The sequence below is a fragment of the Verrucosispora sp. NA02020 genome (genome assembly GCF_013364215.1).
Lineage (GTDB): Bacteria > Actinomycetota > Actinomycetes > Mycobacteriales > Micromonosporaceae > Micromonospora.
This window is the reverse complement of sequence record NZ_CP054923.1, coordinates 2649884-2676235: the sequence shown is the minus strand read 5'-3', so window position 1 is coordinate 2676235 and position 26352 is coordinate 2649884. Positions and strand designations below refer to the sequence as shown.

General features: G+C 67.8%; 20 protein-coding genes. 14 read left to right on the top strand and 6 right to left on the bottom strand.

Annotated elements, in window-relative coordinates; genetic code table 11:
- The first annotated feature begins 40 nt into the window (after window positions 1–40).
- Window positions 41–622, top strand: coding sequence for a hypothetical protein (locus HUT12_RS11780; protein WP_176093370.1), 582 nt, complete (start codon window positions 41–43; stop codon window positions 620–622).
- A 55-nt stretch (window positions 623–677) separates the two neighbouring features.
- Here the strand turns inward: HUT12_RS11780 and HUT12_RS11775 are convergent, their stop codons facing one another.
- Together HUT12_RS11775 and HUT12_RS11770 are read right to left on the bottom strand one after the other, a co-directional pair.
- A complete protein-coding gene (locus HUT12_RS11775; protein ID WP_176093369.1) occupies window positions 678–1271 on the bottom strand; it encodes a hypothetical protein in 594 nt (197 codons plus the stop codon).
- A gap of 100 nt (window positions 1272–1371) precedes the next feature.
- Complete coding sequence (locus tag HUT12_RS11770) at window positions 1372–2016, bottom strand: alpha/beta fold hydrolase (protein ID WP_176093368.1); 645 nt, start codon at window positions 2014–2016, stop codon at window positions 1372–1374.
- Between the two features lie 300 nt (window positions 2017–2316).
- Here HUT12_RS11770 and HUT12_RS11765 point away from each other — a divergent pair, with 300 nt between their 5' ends.
- The 3 genes from HUT12_RS11765 (at window position 2317) to HUT12_RS11755 (ending at window position 4159) form a co-directional block, all read left to right on the top strand.
- Complete coding sequence (locus HUT12_RS11765; protein ID WP_176093367.1) at window positions 2317–2787, top strand: hypothetical protein; 471 nt, start codon at window positions 2317–2319, stop codon at window positions 2785–2787.
- Window positions 2788–2949: 162 nt separating this feature from the next.
- Entirely contained in the window at window positions 2950–3144 is a 195-nt protein-coding gene (locus HUT12_RS11760) for a DNA-binding protein (RefSeq protein WP_131051034.1), read from the top strand.
- A 298-nt stretch (window positions 3145–3442) separates the two neighbouring features.
- Window positions 3443–4159: a tyrosine-type recombinase/integrase gene (locus tag HUT12_RS11755; RefSeq protein WP_217705971.1), complete on the top strand. Its 717-nt coding sequence runs from the start codon at window positions 3443–3445 to the stop codon at window positions 4157–4159.
- A 13-nt stretch (window positions 4160–4172) separates the two neighbouring features.
- Here the strand turns inward: HUT12_RS11755 and HUT12_RS11750 are convergent, their stop codons facing one another.
- Window positions 4173–4955: a transposase family protein gene (locus HUT12_RS11750; RefSeq protein ID WP_176092643.1), complete on the bottom strand. Its 783-nt coding sequence runs from the start codon at window positions 4953–4955 to the stop codon at window positions 4173–4175.
- Between the two features lie 623 nt (window positions 4956–5578).
- Between HUT12_RS11750 and HUT12_RS11745 the strand changes: the two genes are divergently transcribed.
- The 8 genes from HUT12_RS11745 to HUT12_RS11710 all read left to right on the top strand — a co-directional run bounded on the left by HUT12_RS11745 (window position 5579) and on the right by HUT12_RS11710 (window position 19228).
- On the top strand, window positions 5579–6247 hold the full coding sequence (locus tag HUT12_RS11745; RefSeq protein ID WP_176093366.1) for a VWA domain-containing protein: 669 nt from the start codon (window positions 5579–5581) through the stop codon (window positions 6245–6247).
- Window position 6248: 1 nt separating this feature from the next.
- Window positions 6249–6989, top strand: a complete 741-nt coding sequence (locus HUT12_RS11740; protein ID WP_176093365.1) for a PP2C family serine/threonine-protein phosphatase — start codon at window positions 6249–6251, stop codon at window positions 6987–6989.
- The gene (locus tag HUT12_RS11735; protein WP_303393484.1) at window positions 6980–8371 is read left to right on the top strand and encodes a hypothetical protein; all 1392 of its coding nucleotides are present in this window, start codon (window positions 6980–6982) and stop codon (window positions 8369–8371) included. The genes HUT12_RS11740 and HUT12_RS11735 overlap by 10 nt, the downstream gene beginning before the upstream one ends.
- A complete protein-coding gene (locus tag HUT12_RS11730) occupies window positions 8368–11625 on the top strand; it encodes a DEAD/DEAH box helicase (RefSeq protein ID WP_176093363.1) in 3258 nt (1085 codons plus the stop codon). The genes HUT12_RS11735 and HUT12_RS11730 overlap by 4 nt, the downstream gene beginning before the upstream one ends.
- An 85-nt stretch (window positions 11626–11710) precedes the next feature.
- Entirely contained in the window at window positions 11711–13162 is a 1452-nt protein-coding gene (locus HUT12_RS11725) for a hypothetical protein (RefSeq protein ID WP_176093362.1), read from the top strand.
- An 85-nt stretch (window positions 13163–13247) separates the two neighbouring features.
- Window positions 13248–15581: an AAA family ATPase gene (locus HUT12_RS11720; protein WP_176093361.1), complete on the top strand. Its 2334-nt coding sequence runs from the start codon at window positions 13248–13250 to the stop codon at window positions 15579–15581.
- 6 nt (window positions 15582–15587) lie between these two features.
- The gene (locus tag HUT12_RS11715; protein ID WP_176093360.1) at window positions 15588–17777 is read left to right on the top strand and encodes a hypothetical protein; all 2190 of its coding nucleotides are present in this window, start codon (window positions 15588–15590) and stop codon (window positions 17775–17777) included.
- Between the two features lie 2 nt (window positions 17778–17779).
- Window positions 17780–19228, top strand: a complete 1449-nt coding sequence (locus HUT12_RS11710; RefSeq protein ID WP_176093359.1) for a TIGR02710 family CRISPR-associated CARF protein — start codon at window positions 17780–17782, stop codon at window positions 19226–19228.
- Window positions 19229–20177: 949 nt separating this feature from the next.
- Here HUT12_RS11710 and HUT12_RS11705 read toward each other — a convergent pair.
- Window positions 20178–20378 (bottom strand): hypothetical protein, encoded by a 201-nt coding sequence (locus tag HUT12_RS11705; protein WP_176093358.1) that lies wholly within the window; start codon window positions 20376–20378, stop codon window positions 20178–20180.
- 164 nt (window positions 20379–20542) lie between these two features.
- On the bottom strand, window positions 20543–21325 hold the full coding sequence (locus HUT12_RS11700) for a transposase family protein (protein ID WP_176092643.1): 783 nt from the start codon (window positions 21323–21325) through the stop codon (window positions 20543–20545).
- 110 nt (window positions 21326–21435) lie between these two features.
- Between HUT12_RS11700 and glnA the strand changes: the two genes are divergently transcribed.
- A complete protein-coding gene (gene glnA / locus HUT12_RS11695; RefSeq protein ID WP_176093357.1) occupies window positions 21436–22833 on the top strand; it encodes a type I glutamate--ammonia ligase in 1398 nt (465 codons plus the stop codon).
- 437 nt (window positions 22834–23270) lie between these two features.
- Window positions 23271–25055: an N-acetylglutaminylglutamine amidotransferase gene (locus HUT12_RS11690; protein ID WP_176093356.1), complete on the top strand. Its 1785-nt coding sequence runs from the start codon at window positions 23271–23273 to the stop codon at window positions 25053–25055.
- 109 nt (window positions 25056–25164) lie between these two features.
- On the opposite strand, the gene HUT12_RS11685 is transcribed toward HUT12_RS11690, so the two are convergent.
- Window positions 25165–26301 carry a glutamate--cysteine ligase gene (locus HUT12_RS11685; RefSeq protein ID WP_176093355.1) on the bottom strand — a complete coding sequence of 379 codons (1137 nt, stop codon included), beginning with the start codon at window positions 26299–26301 and terminating at the stop codon, window positions 25165–25167.
- Window positions 26302–26352 lie beyond the last annotated feature (51 nt).

The following is a 26352-nucleotide window of genomic DNA, read 5'->3' as shown; positions in this document are numbered from 1 at the left end:
CCAGGGTGACGTCTGCGGGCGAATCGGCGATGGTGATGCGGTGCGGATCGCGGACGATATGAACGACGACGAGAACTGGACGGGTGGCTTCTACGAACTGTGCCTGGTGCTCGGCGCATCTGACGATGCCACCGTCGGCCGGGTTTTATCGTGCCTGTGGCGTGCCGCCGACGTCCAGGGCTGCCATCGTCTTCGCGGCGACGGGACCGGGTTCGCGGCAGTCGACCTTGGCGTGGTGGCTCTCCACGAGCATGGTCACGTACGCGGAACGCTGACGCTGCCCTCGGGCGCCCGCGTCGTCTGCGGTGCTTTCCTGTCCCGGTACGAGGGGACGGATACCTTGGAGCTTTACCTACCGCTGGGCGCGCTGACCCGAGTCGACCGCCGCGTCGGCGGCTACCCCTTCGACGAATCCAGCGGCGTGGAATCGTTGACCTGGCGTAGCCCGCTCGACCGGTGGCTGGCTGACATCGCGATCGCCGTTCACGGCGAGGTGCCGTTCCACCGTGCACTCATCGGTTTTGAAGTCTATGAGGACCACGGCAACAACGGCGACCAGCGCTATCACGCGATCCTGACGCCCAGCCCCGACGGCATGAAGTACTACCCCGCCAGCACCTGAGACGCGACGCGCCATTCGGTACTCGCGCTGCTTGGCAGTATCTGGGACATGAGTCCTACAGGCCTCGTGGGTGTGCGGAGAGCCAGTCCTGGTGTCGGCTCCGCAGGGCGTCACGGTCAGCGGTGGTGGGCAGGACGATGTCCATGCCCCCGTCGTACGGGTGATAGAGCCAGCTCAGAACTACGTCACAGACAAGGACGTTGCCGATGACGCCGTCGGATACGTGGCGTAGCAGCGGGTCGAGGCAGCCGGGCGACCAGGTTGTTTCGCTGGCATAGAGATGCATCCAGCTTTCGAAGCCCGGCTCGTCATCGATGCAGCTACTCGTCCAATATGCCCCGGACCGGTGCGCCTCGATGGTTTCAGCTGATCGGCCGGGTTCCCGCGGGTCGGGCTGGTCCGAATAGCCAGCGGTTATCACCAGCACGGCGGGGCCGGTCACCAACTCCGCCAAGACGGTGTTGTGTCGAGCCAGAACGATGCCGTACTCGATCTCCGTGTCGGGGTAACGCTGCGAGCCTGGCAAGGCGTGGAACCGCACCCACTGGTCCCGGATCTCCCGCACTTCATAGGGCAGCTTCGAGCAACCCGGCCACCGTTGGTCCCACAACGTCGACAGCCGGTTCGCATCCACTACGACGTCGATCATCGGCCAGTACTCGATATCCAGCAATAGGAAAACCGCTCATGCCGCGATGCGGTGCCGAAACACTGAGCCGTCAGGGCCGTGGGACAGGCTGCTGGCGCCTTCAGTGCAGCAGGTACGCGGTCAGCCGGTCGGCGAGTTGCTTCGGGCGGCTGAGTGCAATTGAGTGGCAACCGTCGATCTCATCCGGGGTGATGCCGAGTCGCTCGGCGGCCACCCGGCGCTGGAAGTCCGCCAGGAAGAACTGGTCCTCGCGGGCGATGAGCACCTTCGTCGGCGCCTCCGGCCAGGCGTCCAGGGGCCACGGCTCGTTCCACTCCGCGCTGACCTGGTCCCGGCCATGCGCCGCGGCCTCCGCGACGATTTCGGCCGGCACGCCGTTGTAGAACTGCTGCTCCTCGCTGAGCCCTTCCACGCTGCGGTAACCGGTGTTGTCCCACCAGTCCCCGGGCCTCTCACCGGGCTGCGGGATCATCGGCGTGAGCAGGACGATCAGCCGCACCGGCAGCATGTCGGCAATCAGCGGCGCGGTGAACGCACCGTACGAGTGTCCGACGACCACCAGGTCGCCGCAGTCGCCGACCGCGCTGACGACCGTTTCGCGGAACTCGGCAAACCCCGCAGACCTGTCCTCGATCGGCAGCTCCGGCACCACCACGTCATGGCCCGCGGCAGCCAGCTCAGGGACCAGAAGATGCCAGTCCCAGGCGCTGCCCCCACCGCCGTGGATCAGAACGAAAGTCGCCATGCCCGAAGCCTCACACACGGGTACGACAGCCATTCACACGGCCCGGTTCGCCAGCACCAGGTCAGCCGCCGAAGACCTCACTCGACCAAGATGGAGACCTCCAACCTCAGCGCTGTTCCCGTATCGACCGGATCTGCCGCACCAGGTGTGCGTCATCGAAGATGACGCCGGTGCCGGTCGCCGACGTCCCGGACGAGCCGATGAGCGGATGCCGACGGACTGGCCGTCTGCATGACACCGGATCTGCCCTGCATGCGCTGGCCGACAACGGTGCCGTCGGCTGGGTCATAGGCTTGCCGGGTGACGGACGAGGAGACTACGGAACGTGTCATCGATCGCCTGCTCCTAGCGTTGGCGGCGCAACTCGACACGTCGGGGGGACCGGCTCTGGCGGCCGGTGCGGCCGAGGCGCTCGCCGACTTGAGCAGAGCCCAGGCCGATGTCATCTTCGGCCAGGCAGGCCATCTGGTTCACTACGGCGCGGACACCGAACCGCTGAAGACTCTCATCCAGGCGATCACGGCCATCCAACGCGATGAGGCTCCGGCGGATGCTGCGGTCAAGCCGGGTGACGAAGTGCGATTCGTGGGTGAAGCGTCGGAGAGTCTTGCCGACTATGACGAGACGTGGTTGCGCGAGACCAGGTTCGTCGTCCGCTACGTCGGTAGGAACGCGATGGTCGACGTGCAGCCAGACCTGACCGAGGGTTACATGATTGCGACGGTGCCGGCCGACAGCGTGGAGCCCATGCGGAAGGAGAGCATTCCGTAGCATCGCCGCATCCGCTGAGGTACGACTGTCGTCCATGCGGCCGGGGGGATACGTCGGCGACAACCATCATGCAGGACACACTGACGGCGAGCGTGCCCGCCCACGTCCGCTTCTGCCGCGACAAGTGCATCGGAGGTGGGGTCGGCGGTCTAGCATCGAGCGGTGAGTTTGTCCCTTGACACCTTACCGAAGATCGGCGCACCTGCGACGCGGGCGCTGGACGCTGCCGGCTACACCGCGCTACGCCAGCTCGCGGGTGTGCCGCGCGCGGAGCTTGCCAGGTTGCACGGCATGGGGCCGAAAGCACTGGACATCATTGAGGCCGCCCTCGAACAGCACAATCTGGGGCTGAGCTGACGACGGCCTGACCCGACGTGCCAAGTGGACCCCGACGCCCGCATCTGCCGCTCGGGGTGGACTGGTGTTCATCACCGGTGGTGACGCACGGTGATGTATGGCTACCTCTCCTGCTTCCGCGTCTCCTGTGGTACCGGCCGATCAACTCGTTGTGCGCGCCGCGGTGTCGGCCTTCCTGGGCCGTTACCGCGGCCAGACTCGCGTGCACACCGAGTCCGACCTACGTGTCTTCCTGCGCTAGTGCGCCGACCACGACCTGGACCCGCTCACTACGGCGCGGGTGGACATCGAGCGGTACGTGCGATCGCTGCAAGACATCCGCCGGTACCAGCCCTCGACCGTCTCCCGTCGGCTGTCCGTCGTGGTCGGCTTCTACCGGGTCTGCGTCATCGACGCCATCCTGGAGCACTCACCGGCCGACTACGTCCGCCGACCCACCGTGCCAGCCGAATCACCGACCCTCGGACTGGGGCACCTACAGTTCGAAGCCCTGATCACCACCGCTCGCAACTCCTCGAACCCGAACGACTTCGCCCTGGTCGCGCTCCTGGGCCTGCTCGGGCTGCGGATCTTCGAAACCTGCGGGGCGAACATCACCGACCTCGGCGAGGAACACGGCCACCGGGTCCTACGCGTACGCGGTAAAGGCGGCAAGGTCGTCCTCGTCCCACTACCGCCAGCCGTGGCCCGAGCCATCGACCGGGCCGTCGACGACCGCAACGCCGGGCCGATCCTGCGCAACATCCATGGTGGGCGGATGGACCGGCACGCCGCCACCCGCCGACTCAAACACCTCGCCCACGCCGCAGGGATCCGGATGCCGAGGATGCACCCGCACATGCTGCGCCACACGTTCGTGACGACCATGGTCGACGCCGGCGTCAGCCTCCGCGACGTGCAGATCGCCGCTCGCCACGCCGACCCGCGCACCACCATGCGCTACGACCGCGCCCGCAAGAACCTCGACCGCCACCCCAACTACATCCTCGCCGCCTACATGGCCTCCGGAACATGATCAGCCACTCTTTTCATCGTGCGTGGCGGTCGGCTTCGACGTGGTGCAGGACGAGGATGGCTTGCACGATCGCGGTCGCTCGGCGTGGGCAGCAGCGCAGCTTGATCAGGATTTTCCAGGTCTTGAGGGTGGCGATCGCGCGTTCGCCGCGAGCGCGGATCTTCGCGTGGGCCCGGTTGACGGCTCTCTGCCGGGATGACAGCTTCGGCCGGAAGCGGCGCCGCTTGAACGGGGTGCGCACGCTGCCGTGGGTGCCTTGATAGCCCTTGTCCGCGAAGGTCATCACGTCGGCGCTGGTCAAGACGTCGATGATGCCGTGGGCGCGGGCGGCGGTCAGGTCGTGCGTCGAGCCGGGCAGCGCGGCCGAGGCCCAGACGAGACGCCCGGCTGCATCGGCGATGACCTGCACGTTCACTCCGTGACGCTTGTGCTTCCCGGAGTAGTACGGCTTCTGGTTGGCGACCCGGTCGATCGGGATCAGGGTGCCGTCGAGGATCGCGTAGGCGAGCAGCCGGATCCTGGTCATGGCCGTGGCCAGGTCGCCGGCGGTCGCGGCGAGCAGGTCGATGGCCTCGCGGACATAGCGCCAGGCCGTCGTGACGCCGATCTCGAATCCGACGGCCAGGCGGGCCAGGGTGTCGCCGTTGCGCAAGTGGGCAAGGGCGAGCAGGGCTTGCCGGCCGGGGGCGAGGCGTCGCCACCGGGACCGTCGCTGCTGGCGGCGGGTTCGGATGAGGGCGGCGAGGTGGTTCAGGCTGCGGGTGGACAACGGAATCGCGGCAGGGTAAGACAGCACAGCGAGGCTCCCGGTTGGGGCATCTGATCTTGGTCGATTGCTGTCTTACCGGGAGCCTCGTCCTACCTGGACACCGGCTTCCCGCACCACCCGTGACCTGCACCGTCACGATGAAAATGGCTCAGTGGAAATTCCTTGCCATGGACCCGGCGTTCAGCGCCCTGCCCGGGGCACGACCGATAGGGCTACGGTAGGTCAGCGACGCCGTCGTGCACGACGTCCCCTTCCAGGCACGCCCGCAGCCATGACCCCTTTCTGTAGGCGCACGACCAACGGGCCAATGACGGTTCCCCGGCATCGCTGGCCCGGCTCCCATGATGGCATCGGCAAACGCACCCGCATGATCAAGGCGGCCATGGATCGACGGCGTGGAGCGTAGCCAGCAGCTCATCGATGGCATTTGGACAAAACTGGATCCTGATTTGGGTAGCATCGGAGTGCCAAGGCGTCGCCCTGCACACACCATGACGGACCCGCCAGACTCGTGTCGGCATTCCGACAGGCAAGTTTCTCAGTGGCAGTCATTCCGGTTGGGCCACTACTATCCAACGACGATTACGGCCCAACCCCTCGGATGCCATGCGCCCTCCGCCGCCTTGGTTTCCGTGACTCCGAGGATTCCAATGCCCCTCAAGGATTTCGTCACCACAACGCCCCGCACGCTGCCAGTATTGATTCTGGCGGATGTAAGCGGCAGCATGGCGCACGAATCGAAGATCGAAACACTCAACCGGAGCATCGGGGAAATGATCCGGTCGTTCACCGAGCTGCGTGAGGCAACCTACGAGATCACCGTTGCGGTGATCACCTTCGGGGGTGTCGCCCGGATCCACCAGCCATTCACCCCGGCTGGCAGCCTCAAGTGGCGCGACATGCCCGCCGAGGGGCCGACTCCGCTCGGCCGGGCCCTCGGCATCGCCGGTGACCTGCTAGAGGACCGGGCACAGGTGCCGGGACGCTCCGCCAAGCCGGTGTTGGTCCTTGCCTCCGACGGTCGCCCCACCGACGACTGGGAAGGCGCCATGGAGCAACTGCTCGGAGCACCTAGAGCCAGGAAGGCGACCAGATTCGCGGTGGCCATCGGCAACGACGTCGACGAGGAAGCGGTGGACGTGCTCGAACGGTTCGCCACCGCCGGCGCCGAGGGAGTGGTCCGCGCGGAGAACGCCCACCGCATCGTGGAGTTCTTCGACTGGCTGACAATGAGCGTCAGCCAGCAGGCGACCGGCGGCGAGCTCGACTTCCGACCGCCGCCACTCGCCGACCGCTCGGCCGACATCGTCATCGACTGACGTGGGGACGGGACCAACCACTCGAACCTGGTTCGGCGCCTCGGTCTGCGGGCCGGCGCACCGCCGGCACCATGTTGCGAAGCAGGACGCCTGGTGGGGAACCCACGGGCGGTTCGGCTCGCTGGTCGTCGTCGCCGACGGGCTAGGTTCCCGGCCGCACAGCCGACTCGGCGCGGTCGCGGTGTGCCGGGCGGTACACCGGGCCGTGCGGGGACTCGCCGACCACGAGGTACCAGACCCGTCGCGCCTCTTCGCCCGCATCGAGACCAACTGGCGCGCCGAGCTGGCCCCCCGGGATCCGGCCGAGTGCAGCACCACGGTGATGCTCTCCCTCATCCACCGCTCCGGAGGCGTGCTGGTAGGCCAGGTCGGCGACGGACTGATCGCCTTCGGCTCTGGGCACGCCACCGAACGGCTGGTGACCGAGCGGGCTGGCTTCGGTAATGAGACCGACGCGCTGGGTCTGCCCGGCCGCCGGCCGCTATGGCGCAGCCGGTGGCTGCCGTCGCCGCCCAGCGAATTCCGGGTCTTGCTGGCCACCGACGGAGTGGCTGACGACCTTCGCCCGGAGTCGCTTGGCCCGTTCATCGATCACTTGGAACAGGAGTTCAGGCCGCTGCCACCCCCGGAACGACACCGTCGCCTCGTCGCCGAATTGCGCGCCTGGCCGACGCCCGGTCACTTCGACGACAAGACGCTGGCCCTGCACTGGACGAATCGAGGTGCGTCGGCATGTCACTGACCCTTCCGAGTAAAGTCCGCACGGCGAACGGCACCACACTGAGGCTCGTCCGCGAGCTGGGTCGGGGCGGCCAGGGATCGGTGTACGAGGTCGAGGGGGGCCGGCACGCAGTCAAAGTGCTCCGGGAAGCGACGTCCGAACGGGCTGCCGAATGGGCGGTACGACTGAAGGCGCTCCGCCGCCTGCCACTCGATGGTCTGTCCATCGCTAGCCCGATCGACACCCTCGCACCGCCACACGTGGGGTACGTGATGGACCTGCTCGACGGCCTTACCCCGCTGAGCAGGTTGACCTCCGTTCCGGCAGGGTCCCGTGCAGTCGAGCACTACCGCGACACCGGCGGGCTCAGGCGACGACTCAGCCTGCTCGCCCGGCTCGCCGACGTGCTCGCCACACTGCACGCCCGGGGCCTCGTCTACCAGGATCCGTCGCCGAGCAATATCTTCGTTTCCGAGCTGCTCGATCGCGACCAGGTGTGGCTCATCGACACCGACAACGTCTCCTACGCCGGCGCCCGGGGACGCCCCGTCTACACCCGCCGCTACTCGGCCCCGGAGCTGCGTCCCGGCGCAGGCCGCTGGGCGGACAGCCTCAGCGACATCTTCGCCTTCACGGTCGTCGCCTTCGAGCTGCTCACCCTGGACCACCCCTTTGTGGGCGACGAACTCTACGAGGATGACGAGGAGGCAGAGGCAGAGGCGTTGAACGGATCCTACCCCTGGGTCGACCATCCGACCGACCGTTCCAACGTGTCGACCAGGGGTATCCAACCGCGCGGCCTAGTGCTCCCTCCCGCTCTGGAGAGCATGTTCCGGGCGACCTTCGTGGACGGGTTGCGGCGCCGCGACCGGAGACCTGGCGCCGGGCGATGGGCTGATGCCCTGCGCGACGCCGGCACGTCCGTCGTGCCCTGCCCGGCGTGTGGCCTGACGTACCAGCTTGACCTTTCGGTGGAGCGTTGCCCATGGTGCGACGAGGCTCCCCGCCCGCCCACCCTGCACGTTCGACTGCTGCTCGATCTTCCCGATGGCATGACACCGGACCACTCCCGACCGCCCGTCGCAGACCGGGGTGAGCTGGTCACCGTCCAGGGCGACGAACTCCGCGTGTCGCGCGGATTCGTGCTCGGCCGGGTGGCCGACCCCGACCGGCTAATGCTCCAGCTCCGCTGGGAGGGCGACCACATGAAGATCGGCAACTACGCCGGCCGTGCGATCGAGCTCGTCGCTCCAGACGGCGGTAAGTTCCACACGTTGCCGCATGAGAAGGTGGCAAGCATCCGGGCCGGCAGGGCGGGCGAGATGTGGAGCCTCCGGCTCGCCCGGCTGGGCCGCCCGAACCGCTGGCTGTGCTTCGCGACGGACCCGGGGGGTCGACAGTGAGGCTCCAGGATCTCCAATGCGGCGCGACGACGAGCATCGTCCTGAAGCCGCTCGACCAGGCGCTTTCCGGCAACTCAGTCAAGATCGGTCACGAGGCGACGCTGCGCACATCGCGGGCCAGCAGTGCGGCCATGCTCGTCGTGGACAAGGGCGTCTGGCCGGTTGAGGGCCATGGACCAGCCGACCAGGACCACCTGGACGAGGTCCTCGACAGCGGCGGGGCACGGGTCGCCTGGGTGAGCAGGGTCGGAGACGACACGATCACCGTACAGGTGCACCGCTTCGCCCATCACGTCCGGTGGGATCGGGACCTGGTGATCGGTCTCGACGACCACAGCCTCCAGGCGTTGGCCCGGTTGCTGTCTGGTCGGCGGCGCGTCGATCAGGCAACGAAGTGGCTGGCCGACGAGTTCCTGGTCGCGGCCCCCACCGGGACGAATCGCGCACCCCGGTTCCTCGCATCGGCAGCGCCCGAACGCGCGGTGAGCTTTGACCAGGGATTCCGACTACACGGGTCGAGGATCACGGCGCATGTCGAGAGCCGGGACGGTCGGCTGTGGCTGCGTACGGTGCGGTGGGCCAACCGGGCCGACCGCACGGCCGTCGCCCTGACGTTGGTCGAGGCGGGTGCCTCGTTCCGTGACGAGACCTTTGCCGGCACCTTCCGGGAGCGGCATCACACCGAGTTCACCGAGCTGCTGAGCAGCGGCCGCCAGTATCTCAACCGCTGGGATGAATACAGCGAGAAGGAACGTCGGCAGGTCGTCGAGCGGGCCTTCACCCTCGGCGTGTCGCGGTACCTCCAGGTCCGCCGGGTGGACAGCCGCACCTACCGCTTCCACCTCGACCCCAACGGCGGGCGAGAGTTCCTGTCCCGGCTCGGCGACGAGAACGACCTCGCCGCGTCTGACCGGGCGCCCGACGGCCTGCGCGACCACACGTTGAAACTGGAGGACCGGCCACCGGCGTCCGAGTTCAGCGGCAGGATCACGCAAATCAACCAGTCGGCCTGCACCATCTCCCTCCAGGCACCGCAGGGGCGGCAATCTACCCCTCCGCCGCCGACCGGGGATCTCTACCTGAGCCTGATGGGCGACCGGGTCCGGATCAACCGCCAGCGAAACGCCCGGAAACTAATCGAGGAGCTGCGCACCCCGATGCCCCAACTCGGGCCGATCCTCGAGGGCCAATTGCTGCCCTCGTACTCCGCGCCCATGCGGATGATCCAGCCTCGGGAGCTCCACGCCTTTCGGAAGTACCACGACTTCACCTCCAAGCAGGAGGACGCGGTCCGGATCGCACTCAACACTCCGGACATCGCGCTCATCCAGGGCCCGCCCGGGACCGGCAAGACCCGCGTGATCACCGCCATCCAGGAGTGCCTGGCGCAGCTTCGCAAGGAGGCCGGCAACGTCGGGCACAGCGTGCTACTAACCAGCTTCCAGCACGACGCCGTCGACGAGGTTGTCCGGCGGACGGAGGTACTCGGGCTGCCCGCGGTCAAGGTCACCGCGCGGCCACGGGAGGGCGATGACCGTGGCATGCGGGACTGGTGCGCTCGGAAAGCGGCGGAACTCCGCGCGGAACTCCCCGAGGAGGGCCACCTGTTCCGCGCCGTCCGCACCGTCGAGGCGCTAGTCGTCGGGTACGGGCTACAGCCACCGACCCCGGAGCGCACCGCCGACCTGATCGCCCAGATCGATAACCTGGTTGGCGGCCACCTGCCCGTCGGAATCCGCGCACGCCTGATCTCCGCGCACGTCGAGTTGACGGAGGCCAGCGGCAGGCCCCGGTTCATGGTGGACGACCTGGCACCACTGCGCCGGTCGATCGCGGCGATCCGCGTCGACCCGATCGCGTTCGCCGATGACGGCCCACACATGGCCCGCAGGGCCCTGCTACGGCTCTCGGCTCAGCCGACCGCCCTCGCCGACGCGGACCGGGCGCTGCTGGCGGAGGCGGCGGCCTTCGACAACGCCGCGCCACCGCCGTTCCTGGAACGTCTCGCGGACCTGCGGGACCGGCTGCTGGACCTCGCCACACCAGTCACCGGCCCGGTGCAGGCCGTCCCCGACGACGATCTGATCCAGTTGTTCAGCGACGTCGTCCGCGCCCTTCAGGAGCGGCTGATGGCTTCGGCAGACGGCGTCACCGCCGCGGTGACCGCCTTCGTCGACGAGTTGGAGAACGACCCGGACGGCGTCGCCGAGGCGATCCGCAACTTCACCAGCGTTCTCGCCAGCACCTGCCAGCAGGCCAGCTCCGGCACAATGGCCGACCACGTCCGGGGCCAGCAGATCCGGTTCGAGACTGTCATCGTCGACGAGGCAGCCCGGGCCAACCCGCTCGACTTGATGATCCCGCTTTGTCTGGCCAGTCGCCGGATCATCCTGGTTGGCGACCATCGACAGCTCCCCCACCTTCTCGAACCGGACATCGAGCGCGAGCTCGAGTCATCGGCGGAGGACGAGATGCTGTTGGCGCTCCGGCAAAGCATGTTCGAACGGCTTTTCCAATATCTTCGCAACGCGAAGGCCCAAGGCCAGGCGGAGCGGGAGATCACCCTTGACACACAGTTCCGGATGCACCAGGTGCTTGGTGACTTCGTCAGCGACGCCTTCTACTCGGACGACACCGCACTCGACTCCGGCTCGGACAGCACCGCGCTACACCATGGCGTCGAGCGGTACGGCGACGCCGTGGCGATCTGGGCCGACCTGTCGCGCATCAGGCACGGCGGGGAGACCGCTGGCCGCAGCAAGTCTCGCAAGGTGGAGGCGGACTGGATCGCCGGCGAGTTGACCACGCTCAGCGGTGAGGTTCCCGCCGACCTGACCTTCGGTGTGGTCGCCTTCTACCGTGCGCAGGTGCAGGCCATCTGGAAGGCGCTCGACATCGTCGGCTTGGCCACCCGGAACGTGTCAGGGAACTACGAGGCGATCGGAGCCCTCGCCGGCCGGCTGCACGTCGGTACCGTCGACGCGTTTCAGGGGCGAGAGTTCGACGTCGTACTCCTGTCGGTGACCCGGAGTAACGACTTGCCCGGCGGCGAACCGAGGACCAATCGCCGCAAGTACGGCCATCTCCTGCTCGCCAACCGGCTCTGCGTCGCGATGAGCAGGCAGAAACGGCTGCTCATCGCGGTAGGTGACGCCGCCATGTTCGACGCCTCGGCTACCGGCGGTGAGGTCCGCGGACTGGTCGCGTTCCGGAGACTCTGCGAAGGACGGTACGGCCGTGTCGTTCGCCCCTGACACACCAGTGCTTGAGTTGGGCCCCCTTAGGAAGGACCTTCCGCCGGGCGGCCGGTGGATACTGTGGCCGGCTTGGTGCTGGCGGGTGCTGGTGCCGGATCTGACCCGTCGGCACCTGGACGCCTTTGCCCGGGTGATCGCCCGGCTTTGTCAGGCAGGAGTCACCAGCCCGAGCGAGATGGCCCGGCTCACGAGGTTGCACCGAGACCTGTGCAATCAGATCCTGCTCATGTTGCAGCAGCAACGACTCATCGACAGCCGAGGCAACCTGACGGAGACAGGACGGGCCATGCTGGCCGGCGAGAGCGCGGACGCATCGCAGACCCGGCTGGTGCATCTCTTCCAGGACCCCTTCTGCGCTCCGTCGCCCCATCGTCTGTGGCCGGCGCTGGTCGAAACCCTGGGTTACGCCCACGTCGACTACCGATCGGGGGGCCGGCCGCGGCTGCGGTTGGACACCCGGCGGGACTCACCACCGGTCGAACCGGTCGTGGCGCAGGCGCGCCGCCTCACCCCGCCACCCCGGCCGAGCCCAGGGGAGATCATCGCCGCGGCGCGTGCAGCGGCCACGGCCAGCGAACCCGACGGGGCGAGCCCTGAGAACGAGGCGTCACCGCCGACGGCTCAGGTCTCCCGGGTCTCCTTCATCACTGAACGGCCCGATCCGGTGCTGCTGGCCGGCTACCTGTACCTGCCCGACGACGCGGTCACCAGCACCGACTGGGAGGTGCTTGATCCCTTCACGGGCTGGCCGAACGCCTGGCTCAAGGAATCGGTGCGGGCCCGGCTGGCCGACGACGACACTCTGGCCGCCCTCCTCGCCGGGATCGAAGGCCAGCTCACCGAGGACGATGCCGAGAAGAGGCGGGCGGAATACACCCGCCGGCGCGCGGAGGCGGCGGTGCGGATCGAGCGCCGGCTGGGCGCTCCGATTCACGATACGGACCACCAAAAGATCCTCCAACTGCTGACCGAGGTGGAGGCCGACCTCGCCGAGGCTCGGCTGCTGGCCGATGTCGGCGGGCGGTACCGACAGACTGCGGTCAACAACCTTGGCAAGGTCCTCGAACACGTCTTCGCCAGGGTCCACAACGCGTACCCACTCGCGGAGCACATTCTCCGCCAGCTCCGCGACCCCGTCCTGGCGCCTAAGGCGCTCAAAGCCGCCCTCGATCGGGCACGTGAGCTGTCGGAGATCGGTGGGCAGGTGCCTGACGGAATGCTGAAACAGGACGGCGACCAGGTCGCCCGCGCCGCGAAAGGGCACCTGCCTTCGCTCCGCCCGTTGCTGGTCGCGGTGCTGCTCGCCAGCGCCGAGCACCCAGACCATCCGCTACGCAGCAGCATCCGGCACCGCCCCGACCTCCTCGACCGGCTTGACGGAACGACCAAGCTGCGCAACCAGGGTTCCCACGGCGAGGACCGGGAGCCCACAGCGCACGAGGCCGACGACGTACTCGACCTGGCCTACTGGACCGTTTCCCACCTTCTCTTCCAGCAGACGACAGCGAGTAGGGGCCTGGATGTCTCGACGTAAGACCGGCGGCATACCTCAGCAGACGAACCCAAAGGCGGACAGCCTCCTACGGGACGTCCGACGGGGCGGCCGGGACGCCACAGCAGTGGCGGACCGGGAAGGGGTCACGCCGGATTCGCCGCCACCCGTACCTGCGGACCTCCCGCTGAGCCGGGCCCAGGAGGCGTGGGTCGAGGCACAGCAGTTGGCGGATTTGTACCGCAAGGCCCGTCAGCAAATCGACGAAGAGCTGACGAGGGTCGCCGACCGGCAAGACGAACTCGACGCGGAGGCGAAGCGGATCGCCGACGCGAATGAAGCGGCGGCAGACGCACGGCAAGCTGTCGACGGCGCCCGTGCCGAGCTGGACGAGGATCGCCGCCGGCACGACGAGGCCGAGGGGCAGCTCGACGACCGCCGCGCCGAGCTGGACCGGCGGGAAAGGGAGCTCAACGCCCGGGCGTTGCAGGTCGAGCAGGGCCGCCTCGACGCCGAGGCCGGTTACCTCGAACAGGAACGCGCCCACCTGCACCGGCTGACCGAGCAGCGCGGTCAGTTGCTGGCGGACCTCACGGCGGAACGCCATCGGCTCCTGACCGATGTGGAGCGGCTTCACGCGGAGCAGGAGGAGCAGTGGCGCCGCCGAGCGGCCGAACTTGATGCAGCGCGGCTCAAGGCGGAAGCCGAGCTGGAGCAAAGGCAGGCGGCTGCGGACAACCGGGAGAGGCAGTTCCGCGAGCGTGAGCGACAGTTACGGGCACTGGAGGAGAACCAGGAAGAGGACCGCGCCTACCTACAACAGCGGGCGGAGCTAGCTGTCGCGGCTCAGCTCAGGCAGCTGGAACTGACCCGGGACCGAATCGCCAGGCAGTACGAGGTCGTGGAGGGGCACGCCCGCGACCTGCAACGACAGCTCGACGAGCGGAACGAGTCGCTACGCCTCGCCGGGTTCGAATCACCTGAACTGCTGCACCAGCGGGTACGTCAACTCACCGAGGAGAACGAACGGCTGATGCAGCGGGTTGCCACGGTGCCCGCCGCAGCCGACCTGGAATTGCTGGCCCAACTTCAGCGCGAGCACGCCGAGTGCCCGGGGGTCCGCGCCAGGCTGGAGTTCGACAACAAGAAACTGCGGACCGAGCAGAACGCGTACCGGATCGCCAACACGGAGCTGGAGGAGCTGCGCGAGCACCGCGATGCGCTTCAGCACTCCGTCGACAGGCACAAGGAGTTGCTGGCTCAAACCCAGGTCGAGCTGGACAAGCTGGTCAGCAGCGCGCACGGAGTCAATCCGTTCCCAGGCCTGACGGAGCTGGATGACAATCCGGACCTCCAGCAGGAACGGAGGGTCACCGACAATTCGCCCGACCTCACCGACCTGGTCGCCTACGCCCAGCAGCGCATCCTGGCAGACGAGACAAATCGACGCGGCAGCACGCCGCTGGCGTACCGTGCACGTGACATCCGTTGCCTACTCGGCGGCATGGCCATGAGCAGGCTGCACATCCTCCAGGGCATCAGCGGGATCGGCAAGACCACGTTCCCCAAGGCGTTCGCCAAGGCGATCGGCGCCGACTTCGCGGTCATCGAGGTGCAGGCTGGCTGGCGTGACCGGCAGGACCTCATCGGCCACCTGAACGCATTCGAACGCCGGTATTACGAGACCGCCTTCACAAAGGCGATCTACCAGGCCGCGTGCCCGGCCCACCGGAACCGTCCGTTTTTCATCATCCTCGATGAGATGAACCTGGCCCACCCCGAGCAGTACTTCGCCGATGTGCTCTCCGGGCTGGAGAACATGGGTTCGCGGTTCCGACTTCAGCTCACCAGCCACCAAATGGAGCCCCGACCACGGCTGCTCGATGTGGACAAAGGCATCCACCTGCCGATTCCCGATAACGTATGGTTCTTCGGGACGTCGAACCACGACGAGACGACCGTGCAGTTCGCCGACAAGACCTACGACCGCGCACACGTCATCGAACTGCCGACCACACCACCGCCGCTGACGCCGCGAAAGGTCCCGCCCCGGGAGGCGATCTCCCGCCGGGCCCTGGCCAGAAGCTTCGGCAACGCGGGCCGTGACCACCATGATGCCCAGGAGCAGGTGGTCTCCTTCCTCCGGGAATATCTCGCCCGTACCCTCGCCATTGAGTTCAAGATCGGTTGGGGGCCTCGGCTCGAACAGCAGGTTAGGGACTTCGCTCCGGTCGTGGTGGCTGCCGGTGGGTCGCCCGGCGAAGCCGCCGACCACATCCTCGCCACCCGGGTCCTGCGACGGCTACGCGGCCGCTACAACCTGCGACCGGAGAAGCTTCAGGAACTGCGTGACCTCATCGACGAGGGCTGGTCCCACCTCGGCGCGACCCAGGTCGACGGCGGGGACGGTCCAGTCGCCGCGCGGGCGCTGCTCGACGAACTTATCGAAGCAGGGGCCTGAGGATCCGTGGCGCACGAGTTCTGGGACCGGGTGACCGGAGCGCGGGCCGGGCGACTACCGGCCCGCCCGCTGCTCGGCCGCTACCAGCTGACAGTGCCCGGCAAGGTCAACGGGCACGACGCCGGGCCGCACACGCCCGTCACTCCGACGGGTTCCGGCCGCTGGTCGGTACGCGTGTTCGGCAGCCTCGGCGAGGGGTACTTCTCCCGCGATGCGCTGCCCGACCCGGCGTTAGCGGCGCGCACCGTCGCCATCGCCAATGCCCTGGGCACCGCCGCCCACGAATCTCCGGCCGAGCCAGGTTCGCCTGATGGGACGGCCTACGAGCGCTGGGTCGCCGTGCCACCGTTGGCCACCGACCTCATCGCTCAGCTGCGTGGGGTGAGCGACGACGATCCGGTGGACTTGCTGGAGCAGGCCATCGACGCCGACCTGGGCCGCCTGGAAGCCGTGTGCCAGCGCCCCGAGACGAGGCTCCGGCCCGAGACGAGCGTCGCTTTCCTCTCGCGTACCCGTCGGATGGCCCCAGACGCCATCACCTACCTCGCCGCACACACCGAGGACTGGCAGCGACGGTCCGTCACCGGAGTGTTCCCCCGACGCCTCCGGGCGATCCACTATGACCCGGACCCGGACCTGTACGAGAATCAGGCCGCAGTCCAGCTGGTTGACCACCTGATCGCGTTCCTCGAGTGGCGGCGGCAGAAGCTAGAGGCGACCAGCAGCGTCCTGGCGGACCTCGAAGAGCTCGCCGGTCAGCTCAGGGACCGGCCTTGGCGTATCGGGCACCGGCTCGCCCGGCTCGTCGGCGAGTTCGCCAACCACGTGGATCTCAACGACGACGTGCGACGACTCCTTGGTCGTACCCAGGAGCACCGCCGACGGCTCGGCCGGCTGCTCACCTCTTGGCTCTACCAGGACCGCCGGGTGAGTCGGCGTAGGGAGTTCTCCTCGGACCTCCGGCAGACCAACATGTTCATTCACCACGAGGACTACCGTCGGGTGGCCGCGCTGTGGCGAGCCTGGGCGCGAGTCAGGCGCGAGGTAGGGCTCCACCTCTCAGTCGCACCCCGCATATTCTGCAACAGTTACGACCAATTCGTCGCACTGCTCGTCGCTAGGTCGTTGGACACCCTCGGCTATCAGACCACCGCTGTCGATGCCCCGACTACCGGCGGACCAGACATCCACTACATCGGGCCGGGTGACGACACGGTCGTGCTGCGCATCAGGACTGACGGCAGCGTGGAGGTGAACCGGGACGATCGTCCGTTGCTGGTATGCGTACCGCTGTCGCACCCGCTCACCGCCAACGGTGCCCCAGACCTGCTCGCATTCGTCGACGAACTGGACCGAACCCGCGCCGGCGCCGGCGCGCCCCGCGTCGTCGTTTACCCGGGGACCCGCCAGGAGCTTCAGGCGCTGCCCCTGCGCCTGCGCGCCCGCGCCGACACCATCGGCAACGACCTGCCTGGCGGCTGGGGCGTCGGGCTGCTGCCGGCGACCCCGACCGAGATCGACAGCGTGGAGCGCATGACGCGGGCTCTTCAGTGGGCCCGGATCGCGTCGGACGCCGCCCTGTATCCGCCCCGGGTCCGCTGTCCCAAGGACCTGCTCGGCGAACTGGCGGCCGCGGGCGAGAGGTGGTTGGGCGCCACCACGGACGAGCGGCACCTCGCTTTGGAACGCCCGCCGACCCAGGCGGAGCGGATGGTTCTGCGCGACCGGGTCGCCCGCTGGCGCGCGCAGCGCGTACCTCCGGGCAGGCGCGGGGAACACCACACCGCTGCGGATGCCCTCCTCAAGGACGTCGACGCCGCGTTGGCGCACCTGCGCCGACTGGCCCACTGCCCGGTGTGTGGCACTGAGCTCGCGTCCCCCCAAGACTTCCACCCCAGATCGGGCACATTCGTCGCCACCTGCCCCAGGTGCCACAACGAATGGGGGACCCGATCGTGCGGCTCGTGCGGGACGAACTATCCGGTGATCGAAACAGGTAACCGGCAGGCGGTGAGTAGCCGCTCGGACGCGACGAGCGGCCCCGGCAATGAGGTGCTCGCGGTGCCGTGCTGGGAGGTTGCCGCAACCGCGGCGTACATCTGTCCGGATTGCGGCAAGTGCGGTGGATCGACCCTGCGGTCCAGGCCAGAGTGTCAACGGTGCCTGGGCTCCGACGAATCGGGAACCAGGAGATAAGCATGGGCGCGATCCAGCACGACGTAAAGCTGCGACGAATCCTGCGGGGCGAGGATCGGTGGTGTGACGGATCGCCGTCGGATCAGGCGACGTCCTACTTTCTCAGTGAAATGCTCGATGAGGTGGTCACCCGCATCCGGCGGGGGAATCGGGCTCTCGCCCGCCCCGTGGACCTGCTAATCAGCATGAGCGGTTTTTCGCCGCTCACCACGATCCTCGCGTATGAGCTCATCCGCCCCACCCGGCTACTCGTGATCTACTCAGCGCAGGCGGACGCGAGCATCGACTTCATCGGTAAGCACGTCGTCGGCGGCGGCCGCCTGCGGTACCAGGACTTCATGCATCGCCCCGTACAACCGACCGACCCGCAAGGTGTGTACCGAGAGGTGAAGGACGTACTGGCGAGATATGAAACGCCGGACAGGCGGAAGCCTTCGGCGATCATCGATATAACCGGCGGCAAGAAGGTCATGAGCGCGGCAGCCGCCCTCGCCGCTTGGCAGTTAAACCTCGATCTCTGCTACCTGGACGGAGAGTACGACCCCGAGTTCCGTCGTGTCGTGCCGGGCGATGAACGACCGCTACTGCTGGCTAATCCAACCGCCCTCTTCGGAGAACAGGAGATGGCGGCCGCACTTGAAACCTTTCGCAGCGGAGCGTTCGATAGCGCCCACGCCCAGTACAGCGAGCTGTGCGAGCAGATTGCCGAACCGGCCCGCGCGCGTTTCATGCGCTCGGTCAGCGCCCTGTATCGGGCATGGTGCGATCTCAATCTGTCCGCCCTACCGGCATGCATCAGAGCAGTCGATGCGGCACAGCAAGCGGCGGAGCGTGAACTGACCCAGCAAACCAGCAAGACCGTAGCTGATCAATTGAATTTTCTCCGGACACTGACCACAGAGCCACCGAGCCCGGCCGCCCTGCTGGTCAGCTTCTTCGTACTCGGAAAGCACTACCGCAAGATCGGACGGCAGGACTTTGCCGCATTGCTCTTTTATCGAACAATCGAGGGCTGTTTGGCGCGGCGCCTTGAGCTGATATCCCCCGGCTTCACATGCAAAAATCCCGACTACAGCCTCCTGGGCAACTTGGATGCCGTTACCTGCGGCTACCAGCAGGCACTGGAGGTCACCGGGGGTCGGGCCAGCAACGAACTCCCGTCAAGCATCAGCCTCATCCAGTCCGCCACTCTGCTCTATTCACTCAACGATGAGTTCGTAACCAGAGCGAAGCTGAACACCCCCTCTGCGATCGCCAATCTGCGCGATCTAGCGGAGATTCGCAACAACTCGGTTCTGGCGCACGGGTACCGGACAATCACTCCCGAACAATCGGAGCGACTGCGCGGCCGAGCAGAGCACCTGCTGTCCACATTCTGGCAGCTACACGGGTCCGACACCAACGTGCGCATACTGTGCGATCGACTTCAGTTCATCCTTAAAGATCGATGAGCCGAAACATAGCTCTCTTTGGCCAGACAAAGACGAGGGAAAGCCCGTTCTCATCTACCACCCAAAGTTCCTGTTTTTCTGGGAACCCGCCGCAGCGTGACGGCAGCATCGGGGCCGGATGCTTGAGCCAGTGGTCGCCAGCGCCGTTGACAACGTCTGGTGCGCACAGCGTGGGCACGGGGCCGCTCTCCCCCGCAGGCACAGCAGCAGTGGTCCAATCGCACTTCGCCTTTGCCGGATCGGCATGACCACATCTTGCCGGCCCGGTACGACAGAATGGGCCGACCCGGGCGAAATTGCGAGGTCGGAGCATGGTGGACCTGCGATGCTGTCGACTGTGACACCCATCGTGCTGGTGATCGCCCGAATGGTCCTTCGTGGTGTGTTGCCGTATCCCGACTTGTTGCGCCGCGCCCGCGTCCGGAGCCGTGCCCGCGACCTCGCTATCCGCACCCCGTGGCCGCAGGATGCGACGACCACAACTGGGTTGGACTTCGCGCAACTGGCACTGCTGCGGTTGCTGTGGCTGCAGCGCGAGACGCGCCGTGCGGTACGAACCCGCCAGCGGGAGGCCGCAGCGCTGTTGGCGCGCACCTCGATGGAGACGTGCATCCTCGGTCTTTGGTGCCTGCACAACCCCGCCGCCGCCAGCAAGCTACGCGCCTCGGAGATTAAGACCACGCCGGCGATGTTGACCTTCCTATCGAGCACCGGGCTGATCCCCGACACGCTGATCCGGCAGGCCGTGCGCGCCCTCGGCGAGCCGGAGAAGTTCCCCGACGTGCGATCCATGGCTGCCCAGATTGACGCCAAGACCAGCGCCACGCTGACTATTCACTTGTACGACCAGGCATACCGACCAGCGTCGCAGTACTTCACCCATGCCACCAGTTCGTCACTGCTACGGCACGTCACGCACAAGCGACGCCGTATCACCCGACCTGCGAACTCATGGGTTCGCCGGGCGCCGGTCCGACTTGCCGACGCCTGCGTCGGCATGCTGGCTGGAGGTGTCGCAAACCAGGTCACGGAACCGACCGACCTGTTCCTGCGGTACGCCGAAGGGCATGCCGGGCGCGTGCTGCCGCCCCTGCTGGCCACCATCGGCAAAGGGATGGCGCGAAAGCTCAGCGTCACCGACGTCGTACACATGCTAAGAAAATCCCACGAGGTGCGCGCCTACCTGTCCCGTACAGGGCCAGAGGATGCCCCGGTGGAACGCGAGGCGCGCCTGCGCGATTTGTACGACACGTTGACCACACGGCTCGACCTCGACCTGCCACCCGAAGCCATCCAGCCGATCATCGAGCCATTTCATCGTGCGTGGCGGTCGGCTTCGACGTGGTGCAGGACGAGGATGGCTTGCACGATCGCGGTCGCTCGGCGTGGGCAGCAGCGCAGCTTGATCAGGATTTTCCAGGTCTTGAGGGTGGCGATCGCGCGTTCGCCGCGAGCGCGGATCTTCGCGTGGGCCCGGTTGACGGCTCTCTGCCGGGATGACAGCTTCGGCCGGAAGCGGCGCCGCTTGAACGGGGTGCGCACGCTGCCGTGGGTGCCTTGATAGCCCTTGTCCGCGAAGGTCATCACGTCGGCGCTGGTCAAGACGTCGATGATGCCGTGGGCGCGGGCGGCGGTCAGGTCGTGCGTCGAGCCGGGCAGCGCGGCCGAGGCCCAGACGAGACGCCCGGCTGCATCGGCGATGACCTGCACGTTCACTCCGTGACGCTTGTGCTTCCCGGAGTAGTACGGCTTCTGGTTGGCGACCCGGTCGATCGGGATCAGGGTGCCGTCGAGGATCGCGTAGGCGAGCAGCCGGATCCTGGTCATGGCCGTGGCCAGGTCGCCGGCGGTCGCGGCGAGCAGGTCGATGGCCTCGCGGACATAGCGCCAGGCCGTCGTGACGCCGATCTCGAATCCGACGGCCAGGCGGGCCAGGGTGTCGCCGTTGCGCAAGTGGGCAAGGGCGAGCAGGGCTTGCCGGCCGGGGGCGAGGCGTCGCCACCGGGACCGTCGCTGCTGGCGGCGGGTTCGGATGAGGGCGGCGAGGTGGTTCAGGCTGCGGGTGGACAACGGAATCGCGGCAGGGTAAGACAGCACAGCGAGGCTCCCGGTTGGGGCATCTGATCTTGGTCGATTGCTGTCTTACCGGGAGCCTCGTCCTACCTGGACACCGGCTTCCCGCACCACCCGTGACCTGCACCGTCACGATGAAAATGGCTCACGAGGACGTGAAGTTCGTCGACGTACGTTTCTGTGACCTGCCGGGTGTGATGCAGCATTTCAATCTGCCGGTGGAGTCTGTCGACGACAACTTCTTCACTGATGGTCTCGCGTTCGACGGGTCGTCGATCCGGGGCTTCCAGGCGATCCACGAGTCGGACATGCTCCTGCTCCCGGACGTCGCCACCGCCTTCATCGACCCGTTCCGGGCGCAGAAGACCCTCGCGTTGAACTTCTTCATCCACGACCCGTTCACCCGCGAGGCCTACTCCCGCGACCCGCGGAACGTCGCGAAGAAGGCCGAGGCGTACCTCGCCGCGTCCGGGATCGCCGACACCGCCTACTTCGGTGCCGAGGCCGAGTTCTACATCTTCGACTCGATCCGCCACGAAACCTCCGCCCACCAGTCGTTCTACTACATCGACTCGATCGAGGGCGCCTGGAACACCGGCCGCGAAGAAGAAGGCGGCAACCGCGGCTACAAGACCGCCTACAAGGGCGGCTACTTCCCCGTCCCCCCGGTCGACCACTACGCCGACCTCCGCGACAGCATCGTACGCCGCCTCATCGACACCGGCTTCACCGTGGAACGCTCCCACCACGAGGTCGGCACCGCCGGCCAAGCCGAGATCAACTACAAGTTCTCCACCCTGCTACACGCCGGCGACCAGCTCCAACTCTTCAAATACATCGTGAAGAACGAGGCCTGGGCCAACGGCAAGACCGCCACCTTCATGCCCAAGCCCCTCTTCGGCGACAACGGCTCCGGCATGCACACCCACCAGAGCCTCTGGCTCGGCGGCGAACCCCTCTTCTACGACGAGACCGGCTACGCCGGCCTGTCCGACACCGCCCGCTGGTACATCGGCGGCCTCCTACACCACGCCCCGTCACTGCTGGCCTTCACCAACCCGACGGTCAACTCCTACCGCCGCCTCGTGCCCGGCTACGAAGCACCGGTCAACCTGGTCTACTCCCAACGCAACCGCTCCGCCTGCACCCGCATCCCCGTCACCGGCAGCAACCCCAAGGCCAAACGCGTCGAGTTCCGCGTCCCCGACCCGTCCGCCAACGTCTACCTCGCCTTCTCCGCGATGATGATGGCCGGCCTCGACGGCATCAAGAGCAAAATCGAACCCCCCGCCCCCATCGACAAGGACCTCTACGACCTCCCGCCCGAGGAATGGGGCGACGTCAAGCAGGTCCCCGGCTCCCTCCCCGCCGTCCTCGACTCCCTCGAAGCCGACCACGACTACCTCCTCGAAGGCGGCGTCTTCACCCCCGACCTGATCTCCACCTGGGTCGACTGGAAACGCGCCAACGAAGTCGACCCCGTCCGCCTGCGCCCGACCCCACACGAGTTCGCCATGTACTTCGACTGCTGACACCCATCAACACCACTCGGGCCGGCTCCGCTACCGCGAAGCCGGCCCGAACGGGTGGGGCCACCAACCACGGCGAAGGTGGGGAGATTTGTTGTCGCTGGAGCGACAACAAATCTCCCCACCTCCCCCAGCACGCCACAACGCTTCGCCGAGACCCGGCAGCAGGCCGCGTTGGCACGACTCCCGGCGACGGGCACGGCCACACGACGCGGACCCGGCCGCACACAGCAGGCACGACCGCACGGTGGCAGGCACGGCCACACGCCAGTACGGCAGCGAGCGGCGCCGCGTGGTGGCGGTTTCGGGCGTTGACCAGCGGGTATGCGGACCGCCCACCCGACTCGGCGGCACGTCGCGGCGCACCACCACTACCTGCCTCCGAAGACAGGAGTCGTCACCGGTGCCGGCATCACCCGCAGGAATCAGGACCCACTGACGTGTGCGGAATCGGCGGGGAGGCACGGTTCGACGGCGCGAGGCCGGACACCGACGCGGTGGACCGGATGAGTACGGCGATGCGGTCCCGTGGGCCGGACGGCGAAGGGCTGTGGAGCGACGACTGGGTGGCTCTCGGGCATCGGCGGCTCACCATCATCGACCTCTCCGAGGCCGGTGCCCAGCCGATGGTCCGTGAGGATCTGGGGCTCGCCCTGGTCTTCAACGGCTGTGTCTACAACTATCCCGAGTTGCGCGAGGAGCTGCGCGCCGCCGGGCACCACTTCACCTCGACCAGCGACACCGAGGTCATCCTCGTCGCGTACGCGCACTGGGGTGAGGCGTTCGTCGACCACCTGGTCGGCATGTTCGCCATCGGGCTGGTCGACCGGACGCGTCGACGGCTGGTCCTGGCCCGCGACCGCCTCGGCATCAAGCCGCTCTATCTCACCGAGACCCCGGGACGGCTGCGGTTCGCCTCGACCCTGCCCGCGCTGCTGCGCGGCGGCGACGTCGACACCACCATCGACCCGGTGGCCCTGCACCACTATCTTTCCTGGCACTCCATCGTCCCGGCGCCCCGCACGGTGCTGCGCGGCGTGCGCAAGCTGCCACCGGCGACGCTGCGGGTCATCGAGGCGGACGGGCGCAGCCGCGAACGCGTCTACTGGAGACCCGAGTACGCCCGCGACCCCGCCCACTCCGGCATGGACGCCCGGGACTGGCAGGCGGCGCTCGGCGGCGCACTGCGCACCGCCGTACGCCGACGGCTGGTGGCCGACGTACCGGTCGGGGTGTTGCTCTCCGGTGGACTGGACTCCAGCCTCATCGTGGCGCTGCTCGCCGAGGCCGGGCAGGAGCAGTTGCGCACCTTCAGCATCGGGTTCGACAGCCGTGGCGGCGAGGCCGGCGACGAGTTCGGTTTCTCCGACCTGGTCGCCCGCACCTTCGACACCGACCATCAGCGGATCCGGCTCGCCGACGACGACCTGGTCCCGGCGGTACGCGCCACGGTGGCCGCGATGACCGAGCCGATGGGCAGCCACGACGTGGTCGCCTTCCACCTGCTGTCCGAGCAGGTGGCCCGGCACGTCAAGGTGGCCCAGTCGGGGCAGGGCGCCGACGAGGTGTTCGCCGGGTACGGCTACCACCAGCCGCTCGCCGAGGTGCCGCGCGACGGGGCGGTGGAGACCTTCGCGTCGGCGTTCTTCGACCGTGATCATGCCGAACTGCGCCGGGTGGTCTCCCCCGCGTACGCCTGCGACCACGATGCCAGCCGCGAGCTGCTCCTCGCCGAGTTGGCCGCGCCCGGCGCGCAGACCGCGTTGGACGCCGTCCTGCGGCTGGACACCCACCGGATGCTTCCCGACGACCCGGTCAAGCGGGTCGACAGCATGAGCATGGCCTGGGGGCTGGAGGTCCGCACCCCGTTCCTGGACCAGGATCTGGTGACGTTGGCGTCGGCCTGCCCGCCGGAGCACAAGGTGGCCCAGGGCGGCAAGGGCGTACTCAAGGAGGTCGCGCGGGAGGTGCTGCCCGCCGACGTCATCGACCGGCCCAAGGGCTATTTCCCGGTTCCCGCGTTGCGCAACGTGGACGGCGCGGTACGGGACATGGTCGTCGACGCTCTCCGGGCCCCGGCCGCCAGGCAGCGGGGCCTGTTCCGGCCGGAGTACGTCGCGTACCTGCTCGACGACCCCGACGCGGCGCAGGCGGCGGCCGGCAGCAACAAGCTCTGGCAGCTCGGTCTGCTCGAACTCTGGCTCCAGACCCACGACATCCGCTGACCGACCGCCCCCTGGGTGGCGGGGCACCCCACCCGCTCCGGCGAACGGGCGGGCCGGTTGGTCACCGTGCACGCGCCCGAGCACGGCAGCCGTGCGCGCCCGGAGCCGGTCAGCCGGTGGTGGTCTGGACGGCGAGGTGGTGCAGCAGCGTGGGAATGTCGCCGCCGGTGTCGCCGAGCAGGAGCCGCTGCCGGGCGGCGCCCGTGCCGGTGCGGCGGAGCCGGTCGAGCTGCTGCCGCACGTAGTCGAGGTCGCCGTGCACGCCCAATGCCGGGCTGACCACGGTCAGCAGGTCGGCGACCAGGTCCCAGGCCGGTCGGGGCCGGGTGGTCCGCAGGTCGATGAGGTCACCGTCGAGCCCGTGGTGGGCGGCCCGCCAGTGGGCGGCGGCGACCAGGCAACTGCGCAGCCGGGGTGCGGGGGTGCCACGCCGGATGTCGTCGACCATGGTGGTGACCAGGGCACGGACCAGCGCCGCGTGCAGCACGGTGTCGTCGACGCTCGGGCAGACGTCACCGACCCGGATCTCGATCGTGGGGTAGTTCGCCGAGGGACGGGCATACCAGTAGACCATCGTGGGATCGAGCATGATCCCGGCTTCCACGAGGTCGGCGACGGTGGCGTCGTACTCGGCGGCGGAGGCGAAGTAGGGGGTCGGTCCGATGCTCGGCCAGCGTTCCAGTTGCATGGAACGCCAGCTCGCGTGCCCGGTGTCGTACCCGTCGTGCAGGGGCGAGTTCACCGTGATGGCGTGGATGACCGGAAGCCACACCCGTAGGTGGTTGCCGACCTGGACGGCCAGTTCCCGGTCGGGCAGGCCCACGTGCACGTGACAGCCGCAGACGGCGGGATCGTGCGCGACCGGGCCGAATCGGCGGGACATCGCGTGGTAGCGCGGTTCCTCCGGTACGGACCGGTGTTCCTCCCGCACCGGGGTGGCGCCGAGGGCGACCAGGCTCGCTCCGGCGGCGTGGGCGGCGTCGGCGGCGGCGCGGCGCAGCGTCAGCAGGTGTTCCCGCAGTTCGCTCAGTTCGGTGCAGACCGGGGTGACCATCTCGACCATGCTGTGCCGGAACTCCTGCCGGCTCTGTCGACGGGCATCGGCGGGCAGGGCGGCCCGCACCTGCCCGGCCACCGGCAGGCTCTCCCCGGTCGCCGGGTCCAGCAGCAGGAACTCCTCCTCGACCCCCAGGGTCAGGGGTGGGGTCACCTCGAACTCCGGCGCCGACACCCCGTGATCACCCATCCTCGACGTCCCATCCGCCAGTGGCGACGATGCTCGCCGCCGGAGACCCCG